We start from the raw sequence: 19,286 nt of genomic DNA on the forward strand, positions 1-19,286 counted from the left end.
GCATGATGCACATCATGTGTACCATACACATAGAACCCATGCGGGATATGCTGCCAAAGAGCGACGCACCGGACGGAGGAGCATGCCGCACACCAAGGAACTCGCCCTGATCGAGCGGGAAATGATGCTGCTCAACCGCCACCAGGTGCTCGCCACCACCCGCACCTCCGGCAGCCCGGACAGCCTCGACCGCAGCGCGTACACCCTGCTCAGCCGGATCGAGACCGAGGGCCCGCTCACCATCGGCCAGCTCGCCGAGGCGTTCGGCCTGGACACTTCGACCGTCAACCGGCAGACCGCCGCGATGCTGCGCTCCGGCCTGGTCGACCGGATCCCCGACCCGGACGGCGGGATGGCCCGCAAGCTGCGCATCACCGAGGAGGGGCTGCGCCGCCTCCACCGCGACCGCGACTGGACCATCCGAGGGCTGGCCAAGGTGGTCGACGAGTGGACGGCCGAGGACCTCGCCGAGTTCGCCGAGGTACTGGAACGCTTCAACCGCGACATCGAGAAGATCCAGGGCCGCCCCTGGCCGCGCGACTGACGCTCCGGCTCTGTTCGTTCTGCCGACCCGGGCGTCAATTCGCGCCGCCGAACGCTCCCCCGACCGCGTTGCACCCGAGTGGGTGGCGAGCGCGGCACGGCCCGGGAACTGCCGGGTAAAACCTGTCACCCGAAGCCCGGCAGCCACCACCGCCGAAACGGTCAGGCCCTACGATCACCCCCAGGAGCGGACACCCGGGGCCCCGGGTCGGACCGTGCGGGAAAGGGCGGACGAGGCGAAGTGGCCGAAACGGCGATCGATCTCAATGCGGACCTCGGCGAGGGCTTCGGCCGCTGGAGCCTCACCGACGACGAGGCCCTGCTGTCCGTGGTCACCAGCGCCAACGTCGCCTGCGGCTTCCACGCCGGTGACCCGTCCACCATGCGCCGGGTCTGCGCCCTGGCCGCCGAACGCGGGGTGCGGATCGGCGCCCAGGTCTCCTACCGCGACCTCGCCGGGTTCGGCCGCCGCGCGATGGACGTCCCGCCGGAGGAACTCGCCGACGAGATCGCGTACCAGATCGGCGCCCTCCAGGTGTTCGCCCGCGCAGCCGGCTCCCGGGTGTCGTACGTCAAGCCGCACGGCGCCCTCTACAACCGGGTCGTCCACGACAACGAGCAGGCGGAGGCCGTGGTTTCGGGCGTCCTGCGGTCCGGCGCGATCTGCGACGGCCCGCTGCCGCTGCTCGGCCTGCCCGGCTCCCGCCTGCTGGCCGTCGCCGAGGGCGTGGGCCTCCCCGTCGTCACCGAGGCGTTCGCCGACCGCGCCTACACCTGGGCCGGCACCCTCGTCCCGCGCCGCGACCCCGACGCCGTCGTCCACGACCCCGAGGCCGTCATCTCCCGCGCCGTCGGCATCGCCCGCGACGGCACCGTCACCGCCGTCGGCGGCGAGCCCATCGCCGTCCAGGCCCGCTCGCTCTGCGTCCACGGCGACACCCCCGGCGCCGCACAACTCGCCTGGCGGGTAAGGGGCGCGCTCGCCACGGCGGGCGTCCGGGTGGAGGCCTTCACCTGACGGCCCGGCGCCGCCGAAAAATTCCTCGAATTCGCCGCGCCGCGCCCGCCCGAAAACACCCCTTCCCCGCCCTCCGCGACACCCGCACGCCCCTCCCGCCCCCACCCGCGACCGTGGCGGCGGGGCCCCGCCGAACCCCCCTTCAGCGCTGCTTGCGAGGCTTCGCCACACCAGCCCTGACCTGGTGTTTTCCCGGATTTCCCCTAGAGTTGGGGCACTGCCTGAGCACATCGGAGGGGACACCGTGACGCATGCGTACGACGCCAGTCAGATCGTGGTGCTGGAGGGCGTGGAGGCCGTCCGGAAACGGCCCGGGATGTACATCGGCTCGACCGGCGAACGGGGCCTGCACAACCTGGTGCACGAAGTGGTGGGGTTGGCCATCGACGAGGTACTGCGAGGGAACGCACACCGGGTGGAGGTCGTCCTGCTGGCCGACGGAAGCGTGCGGGTCACCCACGACGGCGGCTACGCGTCAAGCTTGGAACGGCAGTTGACGACGATGGCACTTGCTCCCCGGAACTGGACCGGTTGCCTCGCCGGCTCGTTCGGAGTCGGCCTGTTCGTGGTCAACGCGCTCAGCGACCGGCTGATGGCGGAGGAACAGCGCGACGGGGTGACGATCCACCAGGAGTACGCCTGCGGCGAGCAGACCACCCCGCCCCACCCGACCGGCCAGGCCGAGGGCGCCTCCACCACCATCACCCTCCGGCCCGACCCGACGATCTTCGAGACGGTGGTGTTCGACCGCTCCGCCCTGGCCGCGCGATTCCGCGAACTCGCGGCAGTGAACCGTGCCTTGGACCTGGTCCTGACCGACGAACGCGGCGACGCACCGCACACCGAACGCTTCCACGCCCCGGACGGCGCCCGGGAGTTCCTCGCCCACCTCGGCGCCGACCCGGCCGAGGCGATCGTCGTCGAACGCGAGGACGACCGCATGGGCGGGTCGATGGAGATCGCCCTCGCCCCGGCCGGTGACGGCGAGCCGCGGATCGCGCAGTTCGCCAACTCCCGTCGCACCCGCGGCGGCACCCACCTGGAGGGCTTCCGCGACGCCGTGACGGCCGTACTCGGCGCCGACGCCCGGCTGACAGCGATCGTCTCGGTGAAGCTGGACACCCCCGAGTTCGAAGACGCCTGCCGCGACGTCCTCGGCAACACCCCGGTCCGAACCTGCGTCGCCGAAGCCGTCCAGCACGCCCTGGAGACCTGGCGGGACCAACACCCGGAGCGGGCAGCCGCCTTGACCGCCCGCTGACGCCGCCTGCCGACGCCTCAGACCTCGACCCGGGCCACCCCCGGGTCGAGGTACCGCACCGTCACCGCCGCACTGTGCGCCGCCAGCAGCTCCTCCAACTCCGTTGCCGCCAGCACCAACTGCTCCCCGTCCGGCTGCAGCGTCTCCAGCATGAACACCGCGTCGACCGCGTGCTCCGTGACCCGGGTGCGGTGCGCGTCGCGGTGGTTCCAGTGGCGCGTGAGGACGCCCGCCGCATCCCGGTAGATCACCTCACCGGCCTTCGGCCGCTCCACCGTCTCCGGCTCCCCGAGCGGCGTGAACTCCTCGCTCCCGTCGGCGAATCCGATCACCACCTCGCCCTCCACCGCCGCCAGGTCGAACGCCCCCGCCGGCAGCCCGTGCCGGACGGACACCACGTTGTACGAGTCCACGGCGGGGTTGATCCGAGGCAGCACCCCCTGCTTGGCCATCCGCCGCCCCAGCGCATCCACACTCGGCCGAATCCGCCGCGGATTGGTCCCGAACGCCCGGTACGCGGCATGCCAGACGTCGATCCGCGCATCCCCCTCACCGGCCGGCTGCCAGTCGCCACCGGCGAGTTCACCCTCCAACCTCTCCAGCGCAGCGACGGTGCCGGGCCACGGCTCCGTCCCACGAATGCCGCGCGCGGTGATGAGCGCGATCCGAGCGCCGGGAAAGGCCTCGGCGACGGCGGGGTGCAGGTGCACAAGTGTCATGTGGTGGTGCTCCGTTCAGAGAGGTACTAGCAAATCAGACGAGGCCCGGCACGACCTGGCCGCCCTCGCCCTCGCCCTCCTCCTGCAAGAGTTCGACGACGATCTCGATACCGAGCGCGTAGGCCGGCGTGCCCGAGGTGATGAGCGCGGTCTCGGCGACTCCGATGAGGTCGGCGATTCCGGCGCCCGCGTGGAGTGCTCCCCGGGCGTGGATCCGGGCCGGTTCGGGTCGGCCGAGAGCCAGCAACTGCCCGAAGTGGACCAGCTGTTGCACACGACCGCCGAGAGGACTGTCGGCCAGGACGATGTGGCGCAGGGTCGTGAACGCCTCCTCCGTCGTCAGCCGGCCGAAGGCCTGGGCCACCCGCAGACGGTCCTCCACTGCGCGCGGGACGGCTCCGAGCGTCGTGCGGTAACGAGCACGCAGGGCTTCGGAACGCTCGGCGAAGGTGTGGTCGGTCATGACGAGACCCGTGCGATCGAGGCCCGGACAGCCTCCAGGGCGCCCTCGGGGAAGTCCACGGCCCCGCCGATCGCCGCCGCGGCGATCTCGGCCTGTGCGCTCTCCTCGATCGCCACCACAAGGTGGCCGGCCGCCACCGCGTCCGGGCCGAACACCAGCAGCCCGTGGTTGGCCAGCAGGACTGCGGCTGTCGTCGGCCGCCGTTCCAGGACCTCGGCAATACCCCGGACCGACACGTCCGACCCGCGCGGTCCCCAGGGCACCACCGGTACGTCCTCGGGCTGTCCGAAGCGCAGCATCGGTTCGGTGCGGCACGGCAGCGGCCGGTGGGCCACCGCGAAGGCCGTCGCGGCGGGCGAGTGGGTGTGGATGATCGCGCCCACCTGCGGACGAGCGCGGTAGACGACGCTGTGCATGGTGATGATCTCGGCGCTGACGGACCGCAGTTCTCCCTCCAGGACCTGCCCGTCGAGACCGACGGTCGCCAACTGGTGGGGCTCCAGGTCGCGGACGAAGCCGGGGGTCAGCAGAAAGCGGTCGGCGTCGAGCCTGACGCTCAGGTTGGCGTGCCCGGAGTACGACATCACCCCCGCCACGAAGAGCTGCCGAGCAGCCTCAATGAGCTGGTGAGCCCGGCCCTTCATCTCTGCCGTGTCTGCCATCTCTCTCCATCTCCCAATTCCCTTTCGGCGGTGTCCGGTTCGCCACCGCTGCACGTGCCGGCCACTCTGCGACTTGAACTAAGGTTCAAGTCAAGCGCCGGACCGGCGCGACGGCGGAGAGAGAGGATCGGCGGAGCATGCGCATGACGATCGGTCAACTTGCCGAGATCACCGGTGTCCCCGCGTCGGCCATCCGGTTCTGGGAACGCCACGGCCTGCTGCCCGCACCCGAACGCCAGAGCGGGCAGCGACGCTATCCGCCACAGGCCGCAGAGCGAATCACGCTGCTGCGCAAGTTCCAGCAAGCCGGCCTGAGCCTGGCCGAGGTCAGAGAGTTCCAGCAGGACCAGCCGCGGCGGCAGGCGATGATCCGCGCCAAGGTCGCCGAGATCGAGCAGCGCATGATCGATCTCGACCACGCCCACCAACTCCTGACCCATGCCCTCCAGTGCGGCCAGTCGGACATCGTCAGCTGCCCGACCTTCCGGGACCAGATGGCGACCTGGAGCCACTCCGACTGACGCCCGATCGACGGCGCCCGGCTCGGCGACGCCGGAACGTGTCAGACGCCGGAACGAGTCAGACGCCGGAACGAGTCAGACGCCGGGCGGCGGCGTCAGGCCGAAGCGCGAGATGACGTCGGGCAGCCAGTCGGGCCGCCCGAACCGGAGCCCGTACTTGGCGGCGAGCGCCGGGATCGCGTCCTCCGTCCGCGGCGGCCCGTCGGCGAACATTTCGGCCAGCTCGCGGAAGAAGTGCTCGAATCCGGCCGGACTGATGATCTCGATCATTCGGGCCGGGACGGGGCCGGCGTTCCACATCGTGTGGAGTTCCCCGCGCGGCTTGGTGATGTAGCCGCCGGAGCCCAGGACGGCTTCGCGGTCGCCGGAACGGAAGCCGATCTCGCCCTCGAGGACGATCGAGTACTCGTCCTCCCGGGTGTGCAGGTGCGGCGGCACCAGCGCCCCGACCGGGAACGGGTGCTCGACCACGGAGACAGCCCCTCCGGTGTCGGCGCCCCACAATTTGAAGGCGACGCCGATGGAGCCGAGGAAGCCCTCGCGAGGCCCGGGCGGAAACCACCAGGCACTACGTCGAGGTCCTGGCCGCCGCCTGGCCGGAAACCGGGAATCCGACCCGCCGGGCGGTGATCGGCCACGCCGCGGCGTTCTCGACCTGGCGCTCCCTGTGCCGCGAGCAAGGACTCACCGACCACGAGGCGGTCGAGCTCATGGTCACCCTGGCGGGAGCGGTCGGCACCAAGCCCTGACATCAGGGCTCACCAATGAACGCGCGCCTGCCGTCGGCCCGTTGGCTTGTCCCGGGGCGGTGCCTCCGGACCGCGACTGGCATGTCGCGTACGCGGTCGAGGATGATCGTGGGGCGGGTGCTCCCTGTCGGAGACCGCCGCGACGCCTGTGACAACCTGCACGGCATCGCACACTGCCGAGCCCGATCGTTCCCGGTCCACGAGCCGGACTCGGAAACATCGGACCCGGACCGGACGGGGGTGGACGTGCCCAGCACCGAACTGAGCCACAGCTACGACATCGCGGCGCCGCCCGCCGCCGTGCTTGCCCATCTGGCGGATCCCAAGAACTACATCGGGCTCTCCCCGCTGCTCGTGGACGTGCGGGACGTGCAGCACGAGGACGGGGTCACGCACTACGTGGCCGTTGAACGCTTCCGGTTCCTCGGACTGATCCAGCACGACAACGTCATCCGGGTCACCCTGCGCATCGACGACGCCGGGCTGCCGGACGAGGCGACGGTCAGCGGCGAGGTGGTCAGCCCGGGTGGTGTGCGGATGGACTACCGCTTCGCCGTCACCGCCCGAGGCGCCGACGGCTCCCTGGTGCTCGATCGACTGCGGCTGCACGCCCCGTTCGGCCTGCTCCGCTACGCGGCCGGGAAGGCCGGAGCAGTGCAGGCCGAACGCGGCCGGGTGCTGGCCCGGCGACTGGGCGGCGGCAGCTGACCCGGGCGGAGCCGCAGACGTCACCGAGCGCACTGCGCTGCTTCGTCGCGTCGGGCCGGACGGCGGGTTGAGTACCCTTCCGCCGGACGTCCCGGGCGGGATGCGCGGCCGGCACCGGGAGACGTCCGGTTGATCTGGTGCGGCCGAGTCGGCGTCAGCTAGCATCCCCCGTGACCGTGTTCAGTCATTTATGCGAGCTCATGGGGGCGGGTCGTGCGACCCAGAATCGGCATCACCGCGCGCTTACGCAGGTCGGTACAGAGCCACGCTGTCCACCAGGCATACGTCGAACAGGTCGCGCGCGCAGGCGGTGTGCCGATCATCATCCCGTTCGGCGACGAGAAGCTGTGCGAACCGATCCTGTCCGCGCTGGACGGTCTGCTGCTCACCGGCGGCGAGGACATCGATCCCGCCCACGCTGCCGGAACGCCCCGGCAGGAGGGGTACGACTACCACCCCGAGCGCGACGCGTTCGAGCTCCGGCTGGTCGAGTTGGCCCTCGACGCCGGGATGCCGACGCTCGGGATCTGCCGCGGCTGCCAGGTCCTCCATGTCGCGGCCGGGAACCGGCTGATCCCGCACATCCCCGACGAGACCGACGGCAGCGTCTCCCACCGGCTCTCGGTCGCCGAATCCTCGCGGCACCGGGTCGAGCTCGTCGCCGGCGGTGAGGTGGCGCGGGCGTACGGGGAGCGCTCCCTGCTGGTCACCTCCTACCACCATCAAGGGCTGGCGATGCCCGAGCGGGCCGATCCGCGGTGGCGGGCGACCGCGCATTCCGACGACTCGCTCGTCGAGGCCATCGAGTTCACGGGCGACAGCTGGGTGGTGGGCGTGCTCTGGCATCCGGAGCTGCCCGCGGCACCGGACCCGGCCGGCGGTGCGGACCCGTTGATCTCCGCCTTCGTCTCCGCTGCGGGGCGCCGCAATGTTTGAGGTCCACCGGCTCGGCCCCGGGGATCTCGGGCTCATCCTCGATCTGCAGGAACGCATCCGCGCGGGCCTGGCCGACCAGACGATTTTCCAGCCCAGTACGGAGGAGTTCATCTCCTACTGCCTCGCGGACGGCGGCCATTGCTACGGCGTCTCCCACGACGGCGAAACGGTCGCGTACCGGATGGTCTATTTTCCGCGTGATCGCGAGTTCAACCTCGCCAAGGACACCGCGCTCCCGGCCACCGAGTACGACCGGGTCGCGCACTGGGACACCATCGCCGTCCTGCCCGACTGGCGCGGACACCGACTGGCCCGGCTGCTGAACACCCGGGCCCTGGCCGATCTGGTGGCCACCGACGTCCGCCATCTCTTCGCCACCAGCTCACCGCGCAACCCGCACGGGATCCGTTCGCTGATCGAGACGGGCTTCCGGCCGATCCGGCTGGTGGAGAAGTTCGGCGGAAAACTCAGGTTCCTGTTCTACCGGTCCACCCCGGCCGGCTGGCCCGAGGCCGCCGGTCCGGCGCAGGCCGTCGCTCTGGCGTCCACCACAGAGCTGGAACTCGCCTTCCAGGACGGGTGGATCGGCACCGGCATCACGATCGACGACTCCGGGCCCCGACTTGTCATGCAGAAGTGGTCTCTTCCCTCCAACGACGAAAGGTTCTTCTCGTGACCAAGGTCCTGATGGCCACAGTCACTTCAGGGCTCGAGGGTTCGGACTTCCTGAAGTCCGGAAACATCGTCCACGCACCGGAGTTGTCGCTCGCGTCGGACGAACGGGTGGTCGACTGCGCCATCCAGCACGGTGCCGATGCCCTGATCACACCTCGACGGCCCGATGACTCGGCACTGCGCCTGTGGTCGGAGTCCGTTCCCGGCCCCAAGTTCCTCTCCTATGTGATCGGCATACCGGGAGCGACCCGGCTGCCCGGCATCACCGAATTCCAGCAGAACGACACCGACTTGGACGCCCTGGCCACGGCTCTGCGACGCTGCGAGCAGCAGTTCGCCCTCGGCCGGCCTTCCGTCGGCGGCGATCCGCAGAACCGTGAGGTCGTCCTGATCGGCGCCGGGATCGTCAACCTGGTCACCGCGCTGGAGCTGACCGACAACGGCTACCACGTCACCGTGCTCGACAAGTCCCCGTCACCCGGAAGCAAGGACTGGCGGCAGTACGGCTGCACCCACGCGGGCGACGATGCCCGGATGTTCACCTTCACCGAGATGGACAGCTACAACAACCAGGACTTCCACGGCAGCGCCCCGTCCTGGTTCCGGGCACCGGTCACCGAGAACGGCTGGCTGGCCAAGAGCGGCTCCGCCCTGCCGACTTCGGAACGGGCCTGGATCGAGGAGTTCCAGCGCGTTCCCGCCTGGCTCGCGCGGGCCTACAACGAGGACATCTTCGCCTTCACCGCGGAGGCCTTCCACGGCTGGAACCGGTTACGCGGCGACCACCCCGACCTCTTCGAGGACGCGGTGTTCGCCGAGGACATCCTGCGGCTCTACTCCGACCCGCGCGGGCTCGAGGCCGCGCTGGCCCGCCACCGCCGGATCGGCGCCGTGCGCCGCGAGTTGACGCCTGCCGAGGTCGCCCGTGACTTCCCCGGTCTGGCCCGGCCCGTCCAGGACGGGGAGCTGGCCGGTGGCCTGCTGGTACCCGGATTCACGGTGAACGTCCACAAGTTCGCCGGGAAGATCATCGCGCAGCTCGAAGCCCGGGGCGCCGTCTTCCACTGGAACACCCCGGTCCGCGGCGTACGGCGGGACGACGCCGGGCGGCTCACCGGATTCGCCTGCGACCGGCCCGTTCCCGAGACCGCACACGTCGTGGCCTCGCCGGGATTCGAGGGACAGGAACTGCTCGCCGGATCTCCGTGCGAGGGGCGGATCCACGGTGTGCTGGGCGGTTGGATCCGGATCAGCAACAAGGGCATCGACCTGACGCACTCGCTCAAGGTCGCCCGCAAGGGACACGTGACCGAGGACGCCAACGTCACGGTCGCCGTGGACAGCGACGGCCAGGAGATCCTGATCGTCGGCTCCGGCTACGGGTACGTCGGCACCACGACGGACGGCATCGACGAACGGCAGCTCGCGGCGATGCGGGAGGGCATCCGCGACACCATCGAGCGGCTGTTCCCCGACCGGGCCGAACTGCCGGAATCCTCCGACCCGGCCGAGAACTACGCTTTCAAGTTCTGCGTCCGCCCCTGGACCGCGACCTCGCTCGGCCTCTACCACGCCGAAACCACGGTGAGCGAGCGCCTGTTCATCATCAACGGCGGCCACAACACCGGCGGTTTCGCCCAGGCGCCCGCGATCGGCCGCGCCGTCCTCGCCTCGCTCCGCGGCGAGCCGCACCCGATGCACGCGCTCTACCACCCGGAACGCTTCACTGCCTTCATCGAGGGAGGAAACCACTGATGGGCAACCTCGATCCCGCCGACTGGCAGGAGTTCCGGGACCTCGGCAAGCGGATGATCGACGACATGGCCGACTACCTCGAGGGTGTCCGTGACCGCCCGGTCTGGCAGCCCGTGCCCGACAAGGTCCGCACGGCCCTCGACACCGAACTGCCGCGCAGCGGTACGCCGATGGCCACCGTGTACGAGGAGTTCTGCGAGTCGATCCTGCCGTATCCACGCGGCAACATCCATCCGCGCTTCTGGGGCTGGGCCAACGGCTCCGGCGTGCCCATCGCCGCCTACGCCGATCTGCTCGCCTCCGTCATCAACTGCACGCTCGGTTCGGGCGAGAACGCGGCGATGCTGGTCGAGCGGCAGGTGATCGAATGGCTCAAGCAGGCCTTCGACTGGCCCGCCGAAGCCTCCGGGGTGCTGACCAGCGGCTGTTCGATGGGTCAGATCATCGCCCTCGCCGCCGCGCGCCAGGCCGGCGGGAGTTGGGACATCCGTCGCCACGGCAACCTCGGCGGTCCGCAGCTCACCGTCTACGGATCCGTCGAGACGCACCACTCGTTCGAGAAGGCGGCCGAACTCCTGGGAATCGGACGGGAGTTCTTCCGCCAGATTCCGGTCGACCGGGACTTCAGGATCGACCCGGCCGCGCTGCGCGACGCGATCCGGCGCGACCGCGAGGCGGGGTTCCATCCGCTGTGCGTGGTCGGAAACGTCGGCACCGTCAACACCGGTGCCATCGACCCCCTGGAAGAGTTGGTGGCCGTCACCCGCGAGGAGGGGCTCTGGCTCCATCTCGACGGCGCCTTCGGCGCGTTCGCCTATCTGCTGCCGACCCACCGACGGCTGCTGGCATGCCTGAACCAGGCGGACTCGCTCGTCTTCGATCTCCACAAGTGGCTCTATCTGCCGTTCGACGCCAGCTGCGTCCTGGTCAACCGGCCGGACGGCCTCGAAGCGGCCTTCAGCTCGAACGCGGACTACATCAGCCGGACCGACCGCGGCCCCGCGGCGTACGAAGTCGCGTTCTCCGACCGGAGCATCGAGCAGTCCAGGCGTTTCCGGGCACTGAAGGTCTGGTTCGCGCTCAGGACACACGGCCTCGACGCCTTTGCCGAGGCGATCTCGGGCAACATCGAGCAGATCTCCCACCTGACGCAGCTGGCCGACGCCTCAAGCAGTTTGGAGGTCGTCTCCCGCAGCCTGCTGAACATCGCCTGCCTGCGCTACGTCTGGCCGGACGCCGAGGCGGACCAACTCGACCGGGTCAACCGGGAGATACTGTCACGGCTCCAGGTCGGTGGCTTGGCGATGCCCTCGCACACCGTCATCGACGGGAAGTTCGTCATCCGAGTCGCCAACAACAACCACAGGACGACAGTGGCCGACATCGAATTCCTGGTCGACCGGATCCAGGCGATCGGCGACCAGCTCACCGACCGTTCGCCGAAGGCCCCCGCAGGTGATTCCCGTTAAGGCACCCAACTACTCGATCGGCCTCCCGGCGGCACTGGCCGCGACCGCCCTGTGGGGATTCACCTTCCTCGGGCCCGCCGCCATCGCCCCGGTCAACATCTACTACCTGGTGGTGGGCAGGTACGCGGTCTTCGGCCTGATGTCGATGGCCGTCCTGGCGCTCAACCTCGGCAAGGCACGGAGGATGGGGGCGCGGAGCTTCCTGAAGGCCATGCACCTGGGCGTGGTCGGATACATCGGCTTCTACCTGCTGCTGTCCCTGTCCGCCACGATCGGCGGCGGAGTCCTCGCGTCCACCCTGACGGGCCTGATCCCCGCGATGGTCGCCCTGGCCTCCAATGTCTTCGAGAAGGCGCTGAGTTGGCGACGGCTCCTGCTGCCGACCCTCATCGTCTCCGGCGGTCTGCTCCTGGTCGACCGCGGCTCCGCGGCCGACCGGGCCGGCGGCTCCGCGAACCACATCCTGATCGGGATCGCCCTCGGCTTCGCGGCCTGCCTGGCCTGGGCCTACTTCGTCATCGTCAACGGAATCATCCTCAAGCGCGCCAAGGTGCCCGTCGACAACGCGGTGTGGACCGCCAGCATCGGCCTCGGTGCGTTCTGCGGATCCACCCTCCTGATCCCGCTGGCCCGATCCGGCAGCGGCCCCTCGCCATTCGCCGACCCCGGCACCTTCTGGCCGTACCTGGGCTGGTGCGCCGCGCTGGCGCTCCTCGGCTCCTGGTGCGCCACCTGGTTCTGGAGCGCGGCAACGAAACGCCTGCCCACGACGATCATGGGCCCGATCATCGGAATGGAGGCCGTCTTCGGCGTGGTGTTCAACCTCCTGTGGCAGCACCGCCTGCCCGGCTTCTACGAACTCACCGGCGCCCTGCTGGTCGTGACCGGCGTCTTCCTCTGCGCCTACCTGTTCAACCGCGCGGCGGCCGCACCACCACCTGTGCTCAGGGCGGCCGAGTCGCCTTGATCCTTCACGCCCGGCCGCCCGTCAACCGGCCGACCGGGACGTCGCTCTGTGGGTGCGTTTGGCCAGCAGGCCCGCGAGCAGCATGACGAGCAGGCTGATTCCGACGCCGCAGAACGTCCACAGCACCCGGTAGCCCTCGGCGGCGTAGTCGGAGGGCTGCGGGAGGTCCACCAGAACGAGAACGCCCGCGGCGATGGCCGCGCAGTAGAGCGCGTAGTTCCAGAAGCGAATCGCCGCGCCGTGCACCAGCAGTACGAGTGCGACCACTTCGAGTCCGCGTAGGACGGCGAAGAATCGCAGCCCGTGCTCGCTGGTGGGAATCAACAGCAGCAGCGCAGCCGCGACCGCGCCGATCGACGCGCCGGTCAGCCGCTGCGCAGAGACCAGCGTGGCCTGCTCCAGATTCGGCTTCATCGCGACCATGGCAGCGATCGGCATCCAGTAGCCGTGCGACAGGTCCAGCCCGAAGGCGAGCGCGACAGTGCCGGCGATGGCCAGGGCGCGGATCACCGCGAACATGATCAGCGGCCGCGTCAGTTTCCGGCGCGAGGTGTCGCCCGGGAATTCCGTCACCGGCTGGGGCCTGTCCACGCGTCCCTGAATCAACCATCCGGCGAACGTGACGACGATCCACAACGCCGAGCCACCTGCCCAGGCAACCGTCTGGGCCCAGGTGTAGCTGGTGATGCGCGCGTGCTGATGGAAGCTGGAGGCGGCGCCGAGGGTGATGATGAACCAGAGGTTGAGGAGCATGGCGGTGACGAACCTTCGCGTCCCGTACGCGACCGCCAGGCCGGCCACGAGGGTGACCACGAAGGCCGCGAGCACCAGCCAGCCCCAGGCGTCCCCGCCGATGCCGAACCCGAGCGCGGTCACCCCCGCACCGATCAGGGCGAAGACGGCGATGTGCGACACCCGGCCCCGGTAACTGCCGCCCGGGTCGTCCAGCGCTGCGAGCAACAGGCCGAAAACCGCGCTGAGCAAGTACTGCTCGTACCCGATCGCCCAGAAGACGACCAGCGGCACCAGCGCGACATCGAGGAACATCACCGCCCGCGGCCAGTTCAGGCCCGCCGGGTTGAGTGCGAACACTTTCGAGAGCCCACTCGTGATCCTCCGGCGGGCCGGCTGTCCGGCTCGACTGCTGGTACCGGTCATGGACACCCTCTCTCTCGCGGCATTTCACCGTTCACGTCACTTCAGGCGCATTGTTCGATCCTCTCGGCGTTGCCGTGCGGCGGCCCGCCGGGCCGTCCGTGACGAGGTCCTGTTCACCCGGCGCTGTTACTCGTGCGCCCCCAGATGGTTCAACCCTGAGACGGGTACGGACACTCAGGCGGCTTCCTCGGTGCGCTCGGGCAACAGCAGCACCGCGCCGATCAAGAAGCACACCGCGCCGATCAGTGTCTGCGTGTTCGCCCGGTCGAGGTTGTGAACCTGGCCGGTCACCGGGCTGACCCAGCCGGCCACGGCGGAGACTCCGAACGCGATGGAGCCGATCAGATTGACCAGCGTGATCCACCAGGCCCAGGTTCGGGGGCGCCAGGCCAGCCACCCGTGGCAGGCCTCGTACCAGGCGAGCGCGCTGGCCACCAGGAAGCAGACCGAGCCGATCGCGTCGGGCCGCCACACATGCCGGTGTGCCGCCTGCGCGGAGAGGTTGTTGGCCATGGCGAGCGCGGTGCTGACGTTGAAGTAGACGGTCCCGAGAAGTTGGACCGCGGTGGCCCACCAGTCGATCCGGCCGGGCTGGACGACGAAGAAGCGTCGGCGGCGAGGATTCTGCGCCGGTAACGAGGCGTCGACTGCCTCCCGGTAACAGAGGAACGAAGCCGTGGTGAAGAACAGCGAACCGACGAAGTAGGTGATCGCGTCGCCGCGCGACGACCCGAACGCATTGGCGTACCCCGGGATCGAGCCGACCGCGAACAGCAGCGACCCGACGGCGAACAGGACGGCGATCCACCATCCGCGCGCCGCGGGCGCCCACCACGTCGATCCGGCGGCCGGCCCCTGGTGCTTGCGGTGGCGCCGCGATCCCCGGCGGACGAGCACCCCGTTCGGGCCCACGTGCTCCACGAACGTCAGCGCGGCACCGCGGCCCCGACGCCGACCAGCCTTCTGTCCCCCGGTCATCACCGCGACCTGCCCGTTCGCCTCATCGCTCTTCTCCCTCACCCTGACCCGGGACCGTGCACCGCCGACGCCGCCCTCGTCTCCCTGGCCGGACGCCCTGCGCATCCGCCACCGTCTCACCGAACTCCAGAAGGCGCTGGACGAATTCGGCGACGGTCGGCGGCGAACGGCCTGTCGCAGGCTGAGTCATTCAGGCACTCCGCCCAAGGGGGCTGTGGAGCCACTGCTGGTCAGCCGGTGGCTCGCAGTGCGTTGCAGTCCGGCTGCGGGAGCCACCAGTCGGTGGCCGGGGGGCGGTGCCAGTGGTGGGTTCGGGCGTAGGTGTGGGTGAGTTCCAGGGCCTGGTTGACGGCGGGGTTCGTGGTGGTGGTGTTCCAGACGGCGTGCCAGGGGTAGAGCGGGACGGGGTCTGTCAGCGGACGGGCGGTGAGGCCCTCGGGCAGGTGAACGGTGTCCAGACCGGCGCGGCCAGCGGCTTGAACGCCAACATCCGCACCATCGGCGGCGCGATCGGCAGCGCGGTCGCGGCCGGCATCCTGTCCTCCGGGATCACGGCCACCCACCCGTTCCCCCGCGACAACGGCTACACCAGCACCTTCTGGTTCCTGACCGTCACCGCACTGCTCGCCTCCATCCCCGCGGCCAAGCGGGCACGAAGGCTGCAGGCCGTGGGCGAACCCGAGCACGCCACTGCGAGCTGAGCCCGGAACACGAAGAAGGCCCCGACCACTGAGTCGGGGCCTTTCGTTTGCCCTGGCGGGCGAAGGCGGAGGATACGAGATTCGAACTGATGAGTGCTTCCACACCCCGGTCGCCATGCAGCGAGTTGCGAAGTCGCCTTCGAGCCGGGGCGCCACGCTCACCGCTCCCCGGCATCACTCATTCGTGTTCAGCAGTCAGGATGACAAGAGCTCACCGAATGAATCGAGCCGGACTCCTCACCTACGGCTTCACATCGAGACGCACGAGCGCGCCGATCTCCACGAGTTGGTCCGGCAGCGCCAAGTCGGAAACGCCCATGACCGTGCTGGTGGGACGGTGCTCCCCGAAGTACTCGGCGTGGAGGCGTGCTGTCGTGTCGAAGTTCTCGCGCAGGTTTCGCACCAGAACCGTGGTCTCTACTATCTGGCTGCGCTCGGCCCCGAACTGCTTCAGTACCAGGTCCAGATTCTCCAGCGTGGTGCGGACCTGCAGTTCGAAGTCGTCGGCACCCACGAAAGTGCCGTGACGGTCATGGGACAGCTGCCCCGACACATAAACCGTGTCACCGACCTGAGTGGCCTGACTGTATCCGTACAACGATTCCCACGGCATGCCGAACCCGAATGCCTTCACCTGAGTACTCATGACTCACTCCCTTGATACAACTTGTGGGCCGCCGGCTGCGGACAGGTCCTTTACGCGAAGAATTTACGGGTTCGTGTAAACGATGATTGTCCGGCAGCGCCTTCGAAGTGTTCTTCGTGCGCACAAAATTGGCTGCGTCGGGTCCCTTCGGTCGCTGGCGTAATCTACGAACCGGCCTCCGCCTTTCAGTTGGGTTCGGCCGAGAGCCGGGCTGATGACGTCAGCGGTGGATCGTGGGCCAGGCGAGCAGGTCGATGGTGGTCAGGGACAGTCCGGTCGATCGGTGGGTTGGTCTGCTTCGCTCGACTGTTCCCGCCCGCACCCGGAAAAGCGTTTGCCGCGCCCGCGCCCGGGTGATCTGCTCGCCCGATGGACATCCGCCTGCGCACCGACCGGCTGACTCTCCGTCGCCTCTCCCCCGCCGACCTCCCCGCCGTCACCGCGCTGTGCGGCGACCCGGAGGTGATGCGGCACCTGGAGGACGGCCGCCCGATGCCCGCGGCGCAGGTCGCCGAGCAGGTACTCCCGGCGGTGCTCGACGAGTACGACCGACTGCCGGCCGGCCTCGGCTGCTGGGCGCTGGCCACCGGAACGGAGAGCTTCCTCGGCTGGGCCGCCCTGCGCCCGGCCCACTCGGTGGGGCTGGAGACCGGCCCGTCCGGCGGACTGGAGATCGGCTACCGCCTGCTGCCCGCCGCCTGGGGCCGGGGGTACGCGACGGAGGCGGCCGTCGCCCTGGTGCGCGCAGCGTTCACCGAGCTGAAGGCGGAACGGGTGGTGGGCACCACCATGGCGGTGAACTCCGCGTCCCGCCGGGTACTTGAGCGGGCCGGACTGCGCCACGTCCGCACGTTCTTCGAGGACTGGCCGGACCCGATCCCGGGCAGCGAGCACGGCGACGTGGTCTACGAGCTGACCCGCGCCGACTGGGCGGCGAGCCACCCGGCCTGACCGGGCGGGCGTCAGGAGTCCAGGAACGCCAGGAAGTTCGGCCAGGCCTGCATGTGCGCAGCCTGGTTCGCGGCAGCGTCGCCCCCGAGGTCGATCGGCGAACCGACGACGGGGGCCACGGTGCTCCCGGTGGGCAGGTACGGGATGCCGGCGACCGCGTGTCCGGCACCGGCGTGGAGCACGGCCTGCCGGTTCGGCGCGGCGGCGGTCGGGGTGCCGAGCTGGAGCGCCCACCGGGGCGACGGCCAGAGCCGGTCGCGCTCGCCGGCAACGGCCAGGATGGACGCGGGGGTCCGGTCCAGCGCGATCGGGCCGGCCGGAACGGGCGCCCCGTTCAGCGTCCAGGCCGCCCCGTCCGGCAGCCCGGCGTTGACCTCGGCGGACGGCGCGTACACCATCACCCGCCGTACCAGGTCGGGCAGTTGGCCGGCCACCAGCAGCGCGAGCTCGCTGCCGCGCGAGTTGCCCTCCACCGTGATGTCGCGGCTGCCGGCCCGCTCGGCCAGCAGCCGGGCGGCGCCGACGGCGTACTCGACGGGGATGTTCTGCAGGGTGTCCGGCAGTCCGGGCAGGCCGAAGTAGGCGACGGCCAGCGCGGGGTGGCCGTGCGAGGCGAGCAGCGCGGCGGCGGCGACGCCCGAGTTGCCGCCCTCGGAGCCGCCGAGCAGCAGGACGGGGGATTTGGCGGGCGTTCCGGCGGGCGGCAGGTAGAGGGTGCCGGCCACGTGGTCGGTGGCGGGGTTCAGTTCGGTGCGGGTGACGCCGTCGGCGGTCCAACGGCGGAGCACGGTGAATTCGCCGGTGACTCCGTCGTCGGCGACGGCGGTGATCCGGACCGGGAGGGCGGCCGCGTCGTCGGCGGCGGGTGCCGGCGGGCTGAACACGGTGTTGGCGCTGCCGTTGGTCGGCAGCATCGACCAGAACAGGCCCATCCCGTCGGCATGGTGGTAGGAGCCCCTGATGGGCGCGTCGCCCTCGAGGTGGACCTCGCCCCGGCCGTCGGCGAGGTAGACGGCGGTGGACCGCCAGCCGATGCCGGCCTGGTCCTCGGCCTCTGCGGTGACGGTCACTGCCTGGCCCGACGACAGTCCGGCCACCACCAGCTGCACGGGCCGGTCGGCAAGCGCTCTCCGGTCGTCGAAGAGAATGGTCAGACGGTGCGTTCCCGTCCACTTCGGCGTGCAGCCGGTCGAGCCGGTGAGCAGCAGCGCGGCCAGGGCGATGCCCAGGCTGCGGCGCGTTGTCCGGACCATTCGATCCCCCCGTGTTTCGGAGCATTCTGCCCCCGGCATGAGTCCCCATCAAATGCGCCGGCCTCGAACTCTGCTGCCGCACCCGGAGGTTTGGGCACCACGACGCCCCCCCGCCCGTCCTCACCCGCCGAGCGTCGAACCCCTCCAGACACCCGGAGGAAAGGTCCGCGACACCTGGAGCCCCTATTGTCCGGGCCACACCGGTCCGAGCCCCCGAGCCGCCGCCGGGCCATCTCACGAGCGAACAGGACTGACGCCATGCTGAACCACCGATCGATATCCGCGGGGTTTGTCCGGTGATCGACTGGTTCCACGGGGCCGTGCTCGGTCTCGTACAGGGTCTGACCGAGTTCCTGCCGGTCTCCTCCAGCGCGCACCTGCGGGTGTTCTCGGCCCTCGCGGGCTGGGACGACCCGGGCGCGGCGTTCACGGCGGTGACGCAGCTGGGTACCGAGTCCGCGGTGCTGATCTACTTCCGCCGCGACATCGGCGCGATCATCAAGGCGTGGACGCTGTCGCTGTTCCGGGCCGAGTGGCGGCGGGACCAGAACGCGAAGCTCGGCTGGTACGTGATCGTCGGCACGCTGCCGATCGGCATCATCGGCAAGCTGTTCCAGGACACCATCGAGACCACGCTGCGCGACCTGCGGCTGATCGGCACCACGCTGATCGTGTTCGGTCTGATCCTCGCCGTCGCCGACCGCTCGCGCGCGGTCCGCAACGCCCGCCCGATCAGCTCGCTGACCTTCCCGCACGCGCTGATGTACGGCGCCGCGCAGTCGCTGGCGCTGATCCCGGGCGTCTCCCGCTCGGGCGGCACGATCAGCGCCGGCCTGTTCCTCGGCTACAGCCGCGAGGCGGCCGCCCGGTACTCGTTCCTGCTGGCCATCCCGGCGGTGCTGGCCTCCGGCACGCTCGAACTCTTCAAGATCGGCGAGGGCCCGGCACCTGCCTGGGGGCCGACCATTCTGGCCACCGTGATCGCCTTCGCGGTCGGCTACGCGGCGATCTCCTGGTTCCTGAAGTACATCTCGCACAACAGCTTCATGCCGTTCGTGATCTACCGCGTCCTGCTCGGCATCACCATCATCGGCCTGGTCACCGCGGGCGTCCTCGCCCCGGACGCGGGCTCGGTGCACTGACCTGCCACCAC

General features: G+C 70.0%; 22 protein-coding genes. 14 read left to right on the forward strand and 8 right to left on the reverse strand.

The window, feature by feature from the left end; genetic code table 11:
* The first annotated feature begins 82 nt into the window (after window positions 1-82).
* From ACFYS8_RS33180 to ACFYS8_RS33190, 3 genes are all read left to right on the forward strand, one after another.
* The gene (locus ACFYS8_RS33180; protein ID WP_387648390.1) at window positions 83-544 is read left to right on the forward strand and encodes a MarR family winged helix-turn-helix transcriptional regulator; all 462 of its coding nucleotides are present in this window, start codon (window positions 83-85) and stop codon (window positions 542-544) included.
* Between the two features lie 240 nt (window positions 545-784).
* Entirely contained in the window at window positions 785-1,561 is a 777-nt protein-coding gene (locus ACFYS8_RS33185; protein ID WP_387648392.1) for a LamB/YcsF family protein, read from the forward strand.
* A gap of 244 nt (window positions 1,562-1,805) precedes the next feature.
* Entirely contained in the window at window positions 1,806-2,822 is a 1,017-nt protein-coding gene (locus ACFYS8_RS33190) for a DNA gyrase subunit B (protein WP_387648394.1), read from the forward strand.
* 17 nt (window positions 2,823-2,839) lie between these two features.
* Here ACFYS8_RS33190 and ACFYS8_RS33195 read toward each other — a convergent pair whose 3' ends face one another.
* From ACFYS8_RS33195 to ACFYS8_RS33205, 3 genes are read right to left on the reverse strand one after another with little or no spacing between them, the layout of a single operon-like run.
* Window positions 2,840-3,541 (reverse strand): B3/4 domain-containing protein, encoded by a 702-nt coding sequence (locus ACFYS8_RS33195; protein WP_387648396.1) that lies wholly within the window; start codon window positions 3,539-3,541, stop codon window positions 2,840-2,842.
* A gap of 34 nt (window positions 3,542-3,575) precedes the next feature.
* A complete protein-coding gene (locus ACFYS8_RS33200) occupies window positions 3,576-4,004 on the reverse strand; it encodes a carboxymuconolactone decarboxylase family protein (RefSeq protein ID WP_387648398.1) in 429 nt (142 codons plus the stop codon).
* Window positions 4,001-4,666, reverse strand: a complete 666-nt coding sequence (locus ACFYS8_RS33205; protein WP_387648400.1) for a class II aldolase/adducin family protein — start codon at window positions 4,664-4,666, stop codon at window positions 4,001-4,003. The genes ACFYS8_RS33200 and ACFYS8_RS33205 overlap by 4 nt, the downstream gene beginning before the upstream one ends.
* 137 nt (window positions 4,667-4,803) lie before the next feature.
* Between ACFYS8_RS33205 and ACFYS8_RS33210 the strand changes: the two genes are divergently transcribed.
* On the forward strand, window positions 4,804-5,187 hold the full coding sequence (locus tag ACFYS8_RS33210) for a MerR family transcriptional regulator (protein ID WP_387648403.1): 384 nt from the start codon (window positions 4,804-4,806) through the stop codon (window positions 5,185-5,187).
* 75 nt (window positions 5,188-5,262) lie between these two features.
* Here the strand turns inward: ACFYS8_RS33210 and ACFYS8_RS33215 are convergent, their stop codons facing one another.
* Window positions 5,263-5,658 (reverse strand): cupin domain-containing protein, encoded by a 396-nt coding sequence (locus ACFYS8_RS33215; RefSeq protein ID WP_387648405.1) that lies wholly within the window; start codon window positions 5,656-5,658, stop codon window positions 5,263-5,265.
* 155 nt (window positions 5,659-5,813) lie between these two features.
* On the opposite strand from ACFYS8_RS33215, the gene ACFYS8_RS33220 reads away from it, so the two are divergent.
* From ACFYS8_RS33220 to ACFYS8_RS33250, 7 genes are all read left to right on the forward strand, one after another.
* The gene (locus ACFYS8_RS33220; protein WP_387648408.1) at window positions 5,814-5,936 is read left to right on the forward strand and encodes a hypothetical protein; all 123 of its coding nucleotides are present in this window, start codon (window positions 5,814-5,816) and stop codon (window positions 5,934-5,936) included.
* 246 nt (window positions 5,937-6,182) lie between these two features.
* The gene (locus ACFYS8_RS33225; protein ID WP_387648410.1) at window positions 6,183-6,644 is read left to right on the forward strand and encodes an SRPBCC family protein; all 462 of its coding nucleotides are present in this window, start codon (window positions 6,183-6,185) and stop codon (window positions 6,642-6,644) included.
* Between the two features lie 213 nt (window positions 6,645-6,857).
* Window positions 6,858-7,580: a gamma-glutamyl-gamma-aminobutyrate hydrolase family protein gene (locus tag ACFYS8_RS33230; RefSeq protein WP_387648413.1), complete on the forward strand. Its 723-nt coding sequence runs from the start codon at window positions 6,858-6,860 to the stop codon at window positions 7,578-7,580.
* On the forward strand, window positions 7,573-8,256 hold the full coding sequence (locus ACFYS8_RS33235; RefSeq protein WP_387648415.1) for a GNAT family N-acetyltransferase: 684 nt from the start codon (window positions 7,573-7,575) through the stop codon (window positions 8,254-8,256). Before ACFYS8_RS33230 ends, ACFYS8_RS33235 begins: the two co-directional genes overlap by 8 nt.
* A complete protein-coding gene (locus tag ACFYS8_RS33240) occupies window positions 8,253-10,010 on the forward strand; it encodes an NAD(P)/FAD-dependent oxidoreductase (protein WP_387648417.1) in 1,758 nt (585 codons plus the stop codon). Before ACFYS8_RS33235 ends, ACFYS8_RS33240 begins: the two co-directional genes overlap by 4 nt.
* Window positions 10,010-11,479, forward strand: coding sequence for a pyridoxal phosphate-dependent decarboxylase family protein (locus ACFYS8_RS33245; protein WP_387648420.1), 1,470 nt, complete (start codon window positions 10,010-10,012; stop codon window positions 11,477-11,479). Before ACFYS8_RS33240 ends, ACFYS8_RS33245 begins: the two co-directional genes overlap by 1 nt.
* On the forward strand, window positions 11,466-12,446 hold the full coding sequence (locus tag ACFYS8_RS33250) for a DMT family transporter (RefSeq protein ID WP_387648423.1): 981 nt from the start codon (window positions 11,466-11,468) through the stop codon (window positions 12,444-12,446). The genes ACFYS8_RS33245 and ACFYS8_RS33250 overlap by 14 nt, the downstream gene beginning before the upstream one ends.
* 21 nt (window positions 12,447-12,467) lie before the next feature.
* On the opposite strand, the gene ACFYS8_RS33255 is transcribed toward ACFYS8_RS33250, so the two are convergent.
* Together ACFYS8_RS33255 and ACFYS8_RS33260 are read right to left on the reverse strand one after the other, a co-directional pair.
* Complete coding sequence (locus ACFYS8_RS33255) at window positions 12,468-13,604, reverse strand: FUSC family protein (RefSeq protein ID WP_387648426.1); 1,137 nt, start codon at window positions 13,602-13,604, stop codon at window positions 12,468-12,470.
* A 174-nt stretch (window positions 13,605-13,778) separates the two neighbouring features.
* Window positions 13,779-14,582 (reverse strand): hypothetical protein, encoded by an 804-nt coding sequence (locus ACFYS8_RS33260; RefSeq protein ID WP_387648429.1) that lies wholly within the window; start codon window positions 14,580-14,582, stop codon window positions 13,779-13,781.
* Between the two features lie 443 nt (window positions 14,583-15,025).
* Between ACFYS8_RS33260 and ACFYS8_RS33265 the strand changes: the two genes are divergently transcribed.
* On the forward strand, window positions 15,026-15,283 hold the full coding sequence (locus ACFYS8_RS33265; RefSeq protein ID WP_387648432.1) for a hypothetical protein: 258 nt from the start codon (window positions 15,026-15,028) through the stop codon (window positions 15,281-15,283).
* A gap of 241 nt (window positions 15,284-15,524) precedes the next feature.
* Here ACFYS8_RS33265 and ACFYS8_RS33270 read toward each other — a convergent pair whose 3' ends face one another.
* Window positions 15,525-15,929, reverse strand: a complete 405-nt coding sequence (locus ACFYS8_RS33270) for a RidA family protein (RefSeq protein ID WP_387648434.1) — start codon at window positions 15,927-15,929, stop codon at window positions 15,525-15,527.
* Between the two features lie 369 nt (window positions 15,930-16,298).
* Between ACFYS8_RS33270 and ACFYS8_RS33275 the strand changes: the two genes are divergently transcribed.
* Entirely contained in the window at window positions 16,299-16,880 is a 582-nt protein-coding gene (locus ACFYS8_RS33275) for a GNAT family N-acetyltransferase (protein ID WP_387648437.1), read from the forward strand.
* An 11-nt stretch (window positions 16,881-16,891) separates the two neighbouring features.
* Here ACFYS8_RS33275 and ACFYS8_RS33280 read toward each other — a convergent pair whose 3' ends face one another.
* A complete protein-coding gene (locus tag ACFYS8_RS33280) occupies window positions 16,892-18,133 on the reverse strand; it encodes an acyl-CoA thioesterase/bile acid-CoA:amino acid N-acyltransferase family protein (protein WP_387648442.1) in 1,242 nt (413 codons plus the stop codon).
* 299 nt (window positions 18,134-18,432) lie between these two features.
* Here ACFYS8_RS33280 and ACFYS8_RS33285 point away from each other — a divergent pair, with 299 nt between their 5' ends.
* Entirely contained in the window at window positions 18,433-19,275 is an 843-nt protein-coding gene (locus ACFYS8_RS33285; protein ID WP_387648668.1) for an undecaprenyl-diphosphate phosphatase, read from the forward strand.
* Window positions 19,276-19,286 lie beyond the last annotated feature (11 nt).

Origin of the sequence: Kitasatospora sp. NPDC004615 (genome assembly GCF_042873545.1) — a bacterium.
Lineage (GTDB): Bacteria > Actinomycetota > Actinomycetes > Streptomycetales > Streptomycetaceae > Kitasatospora.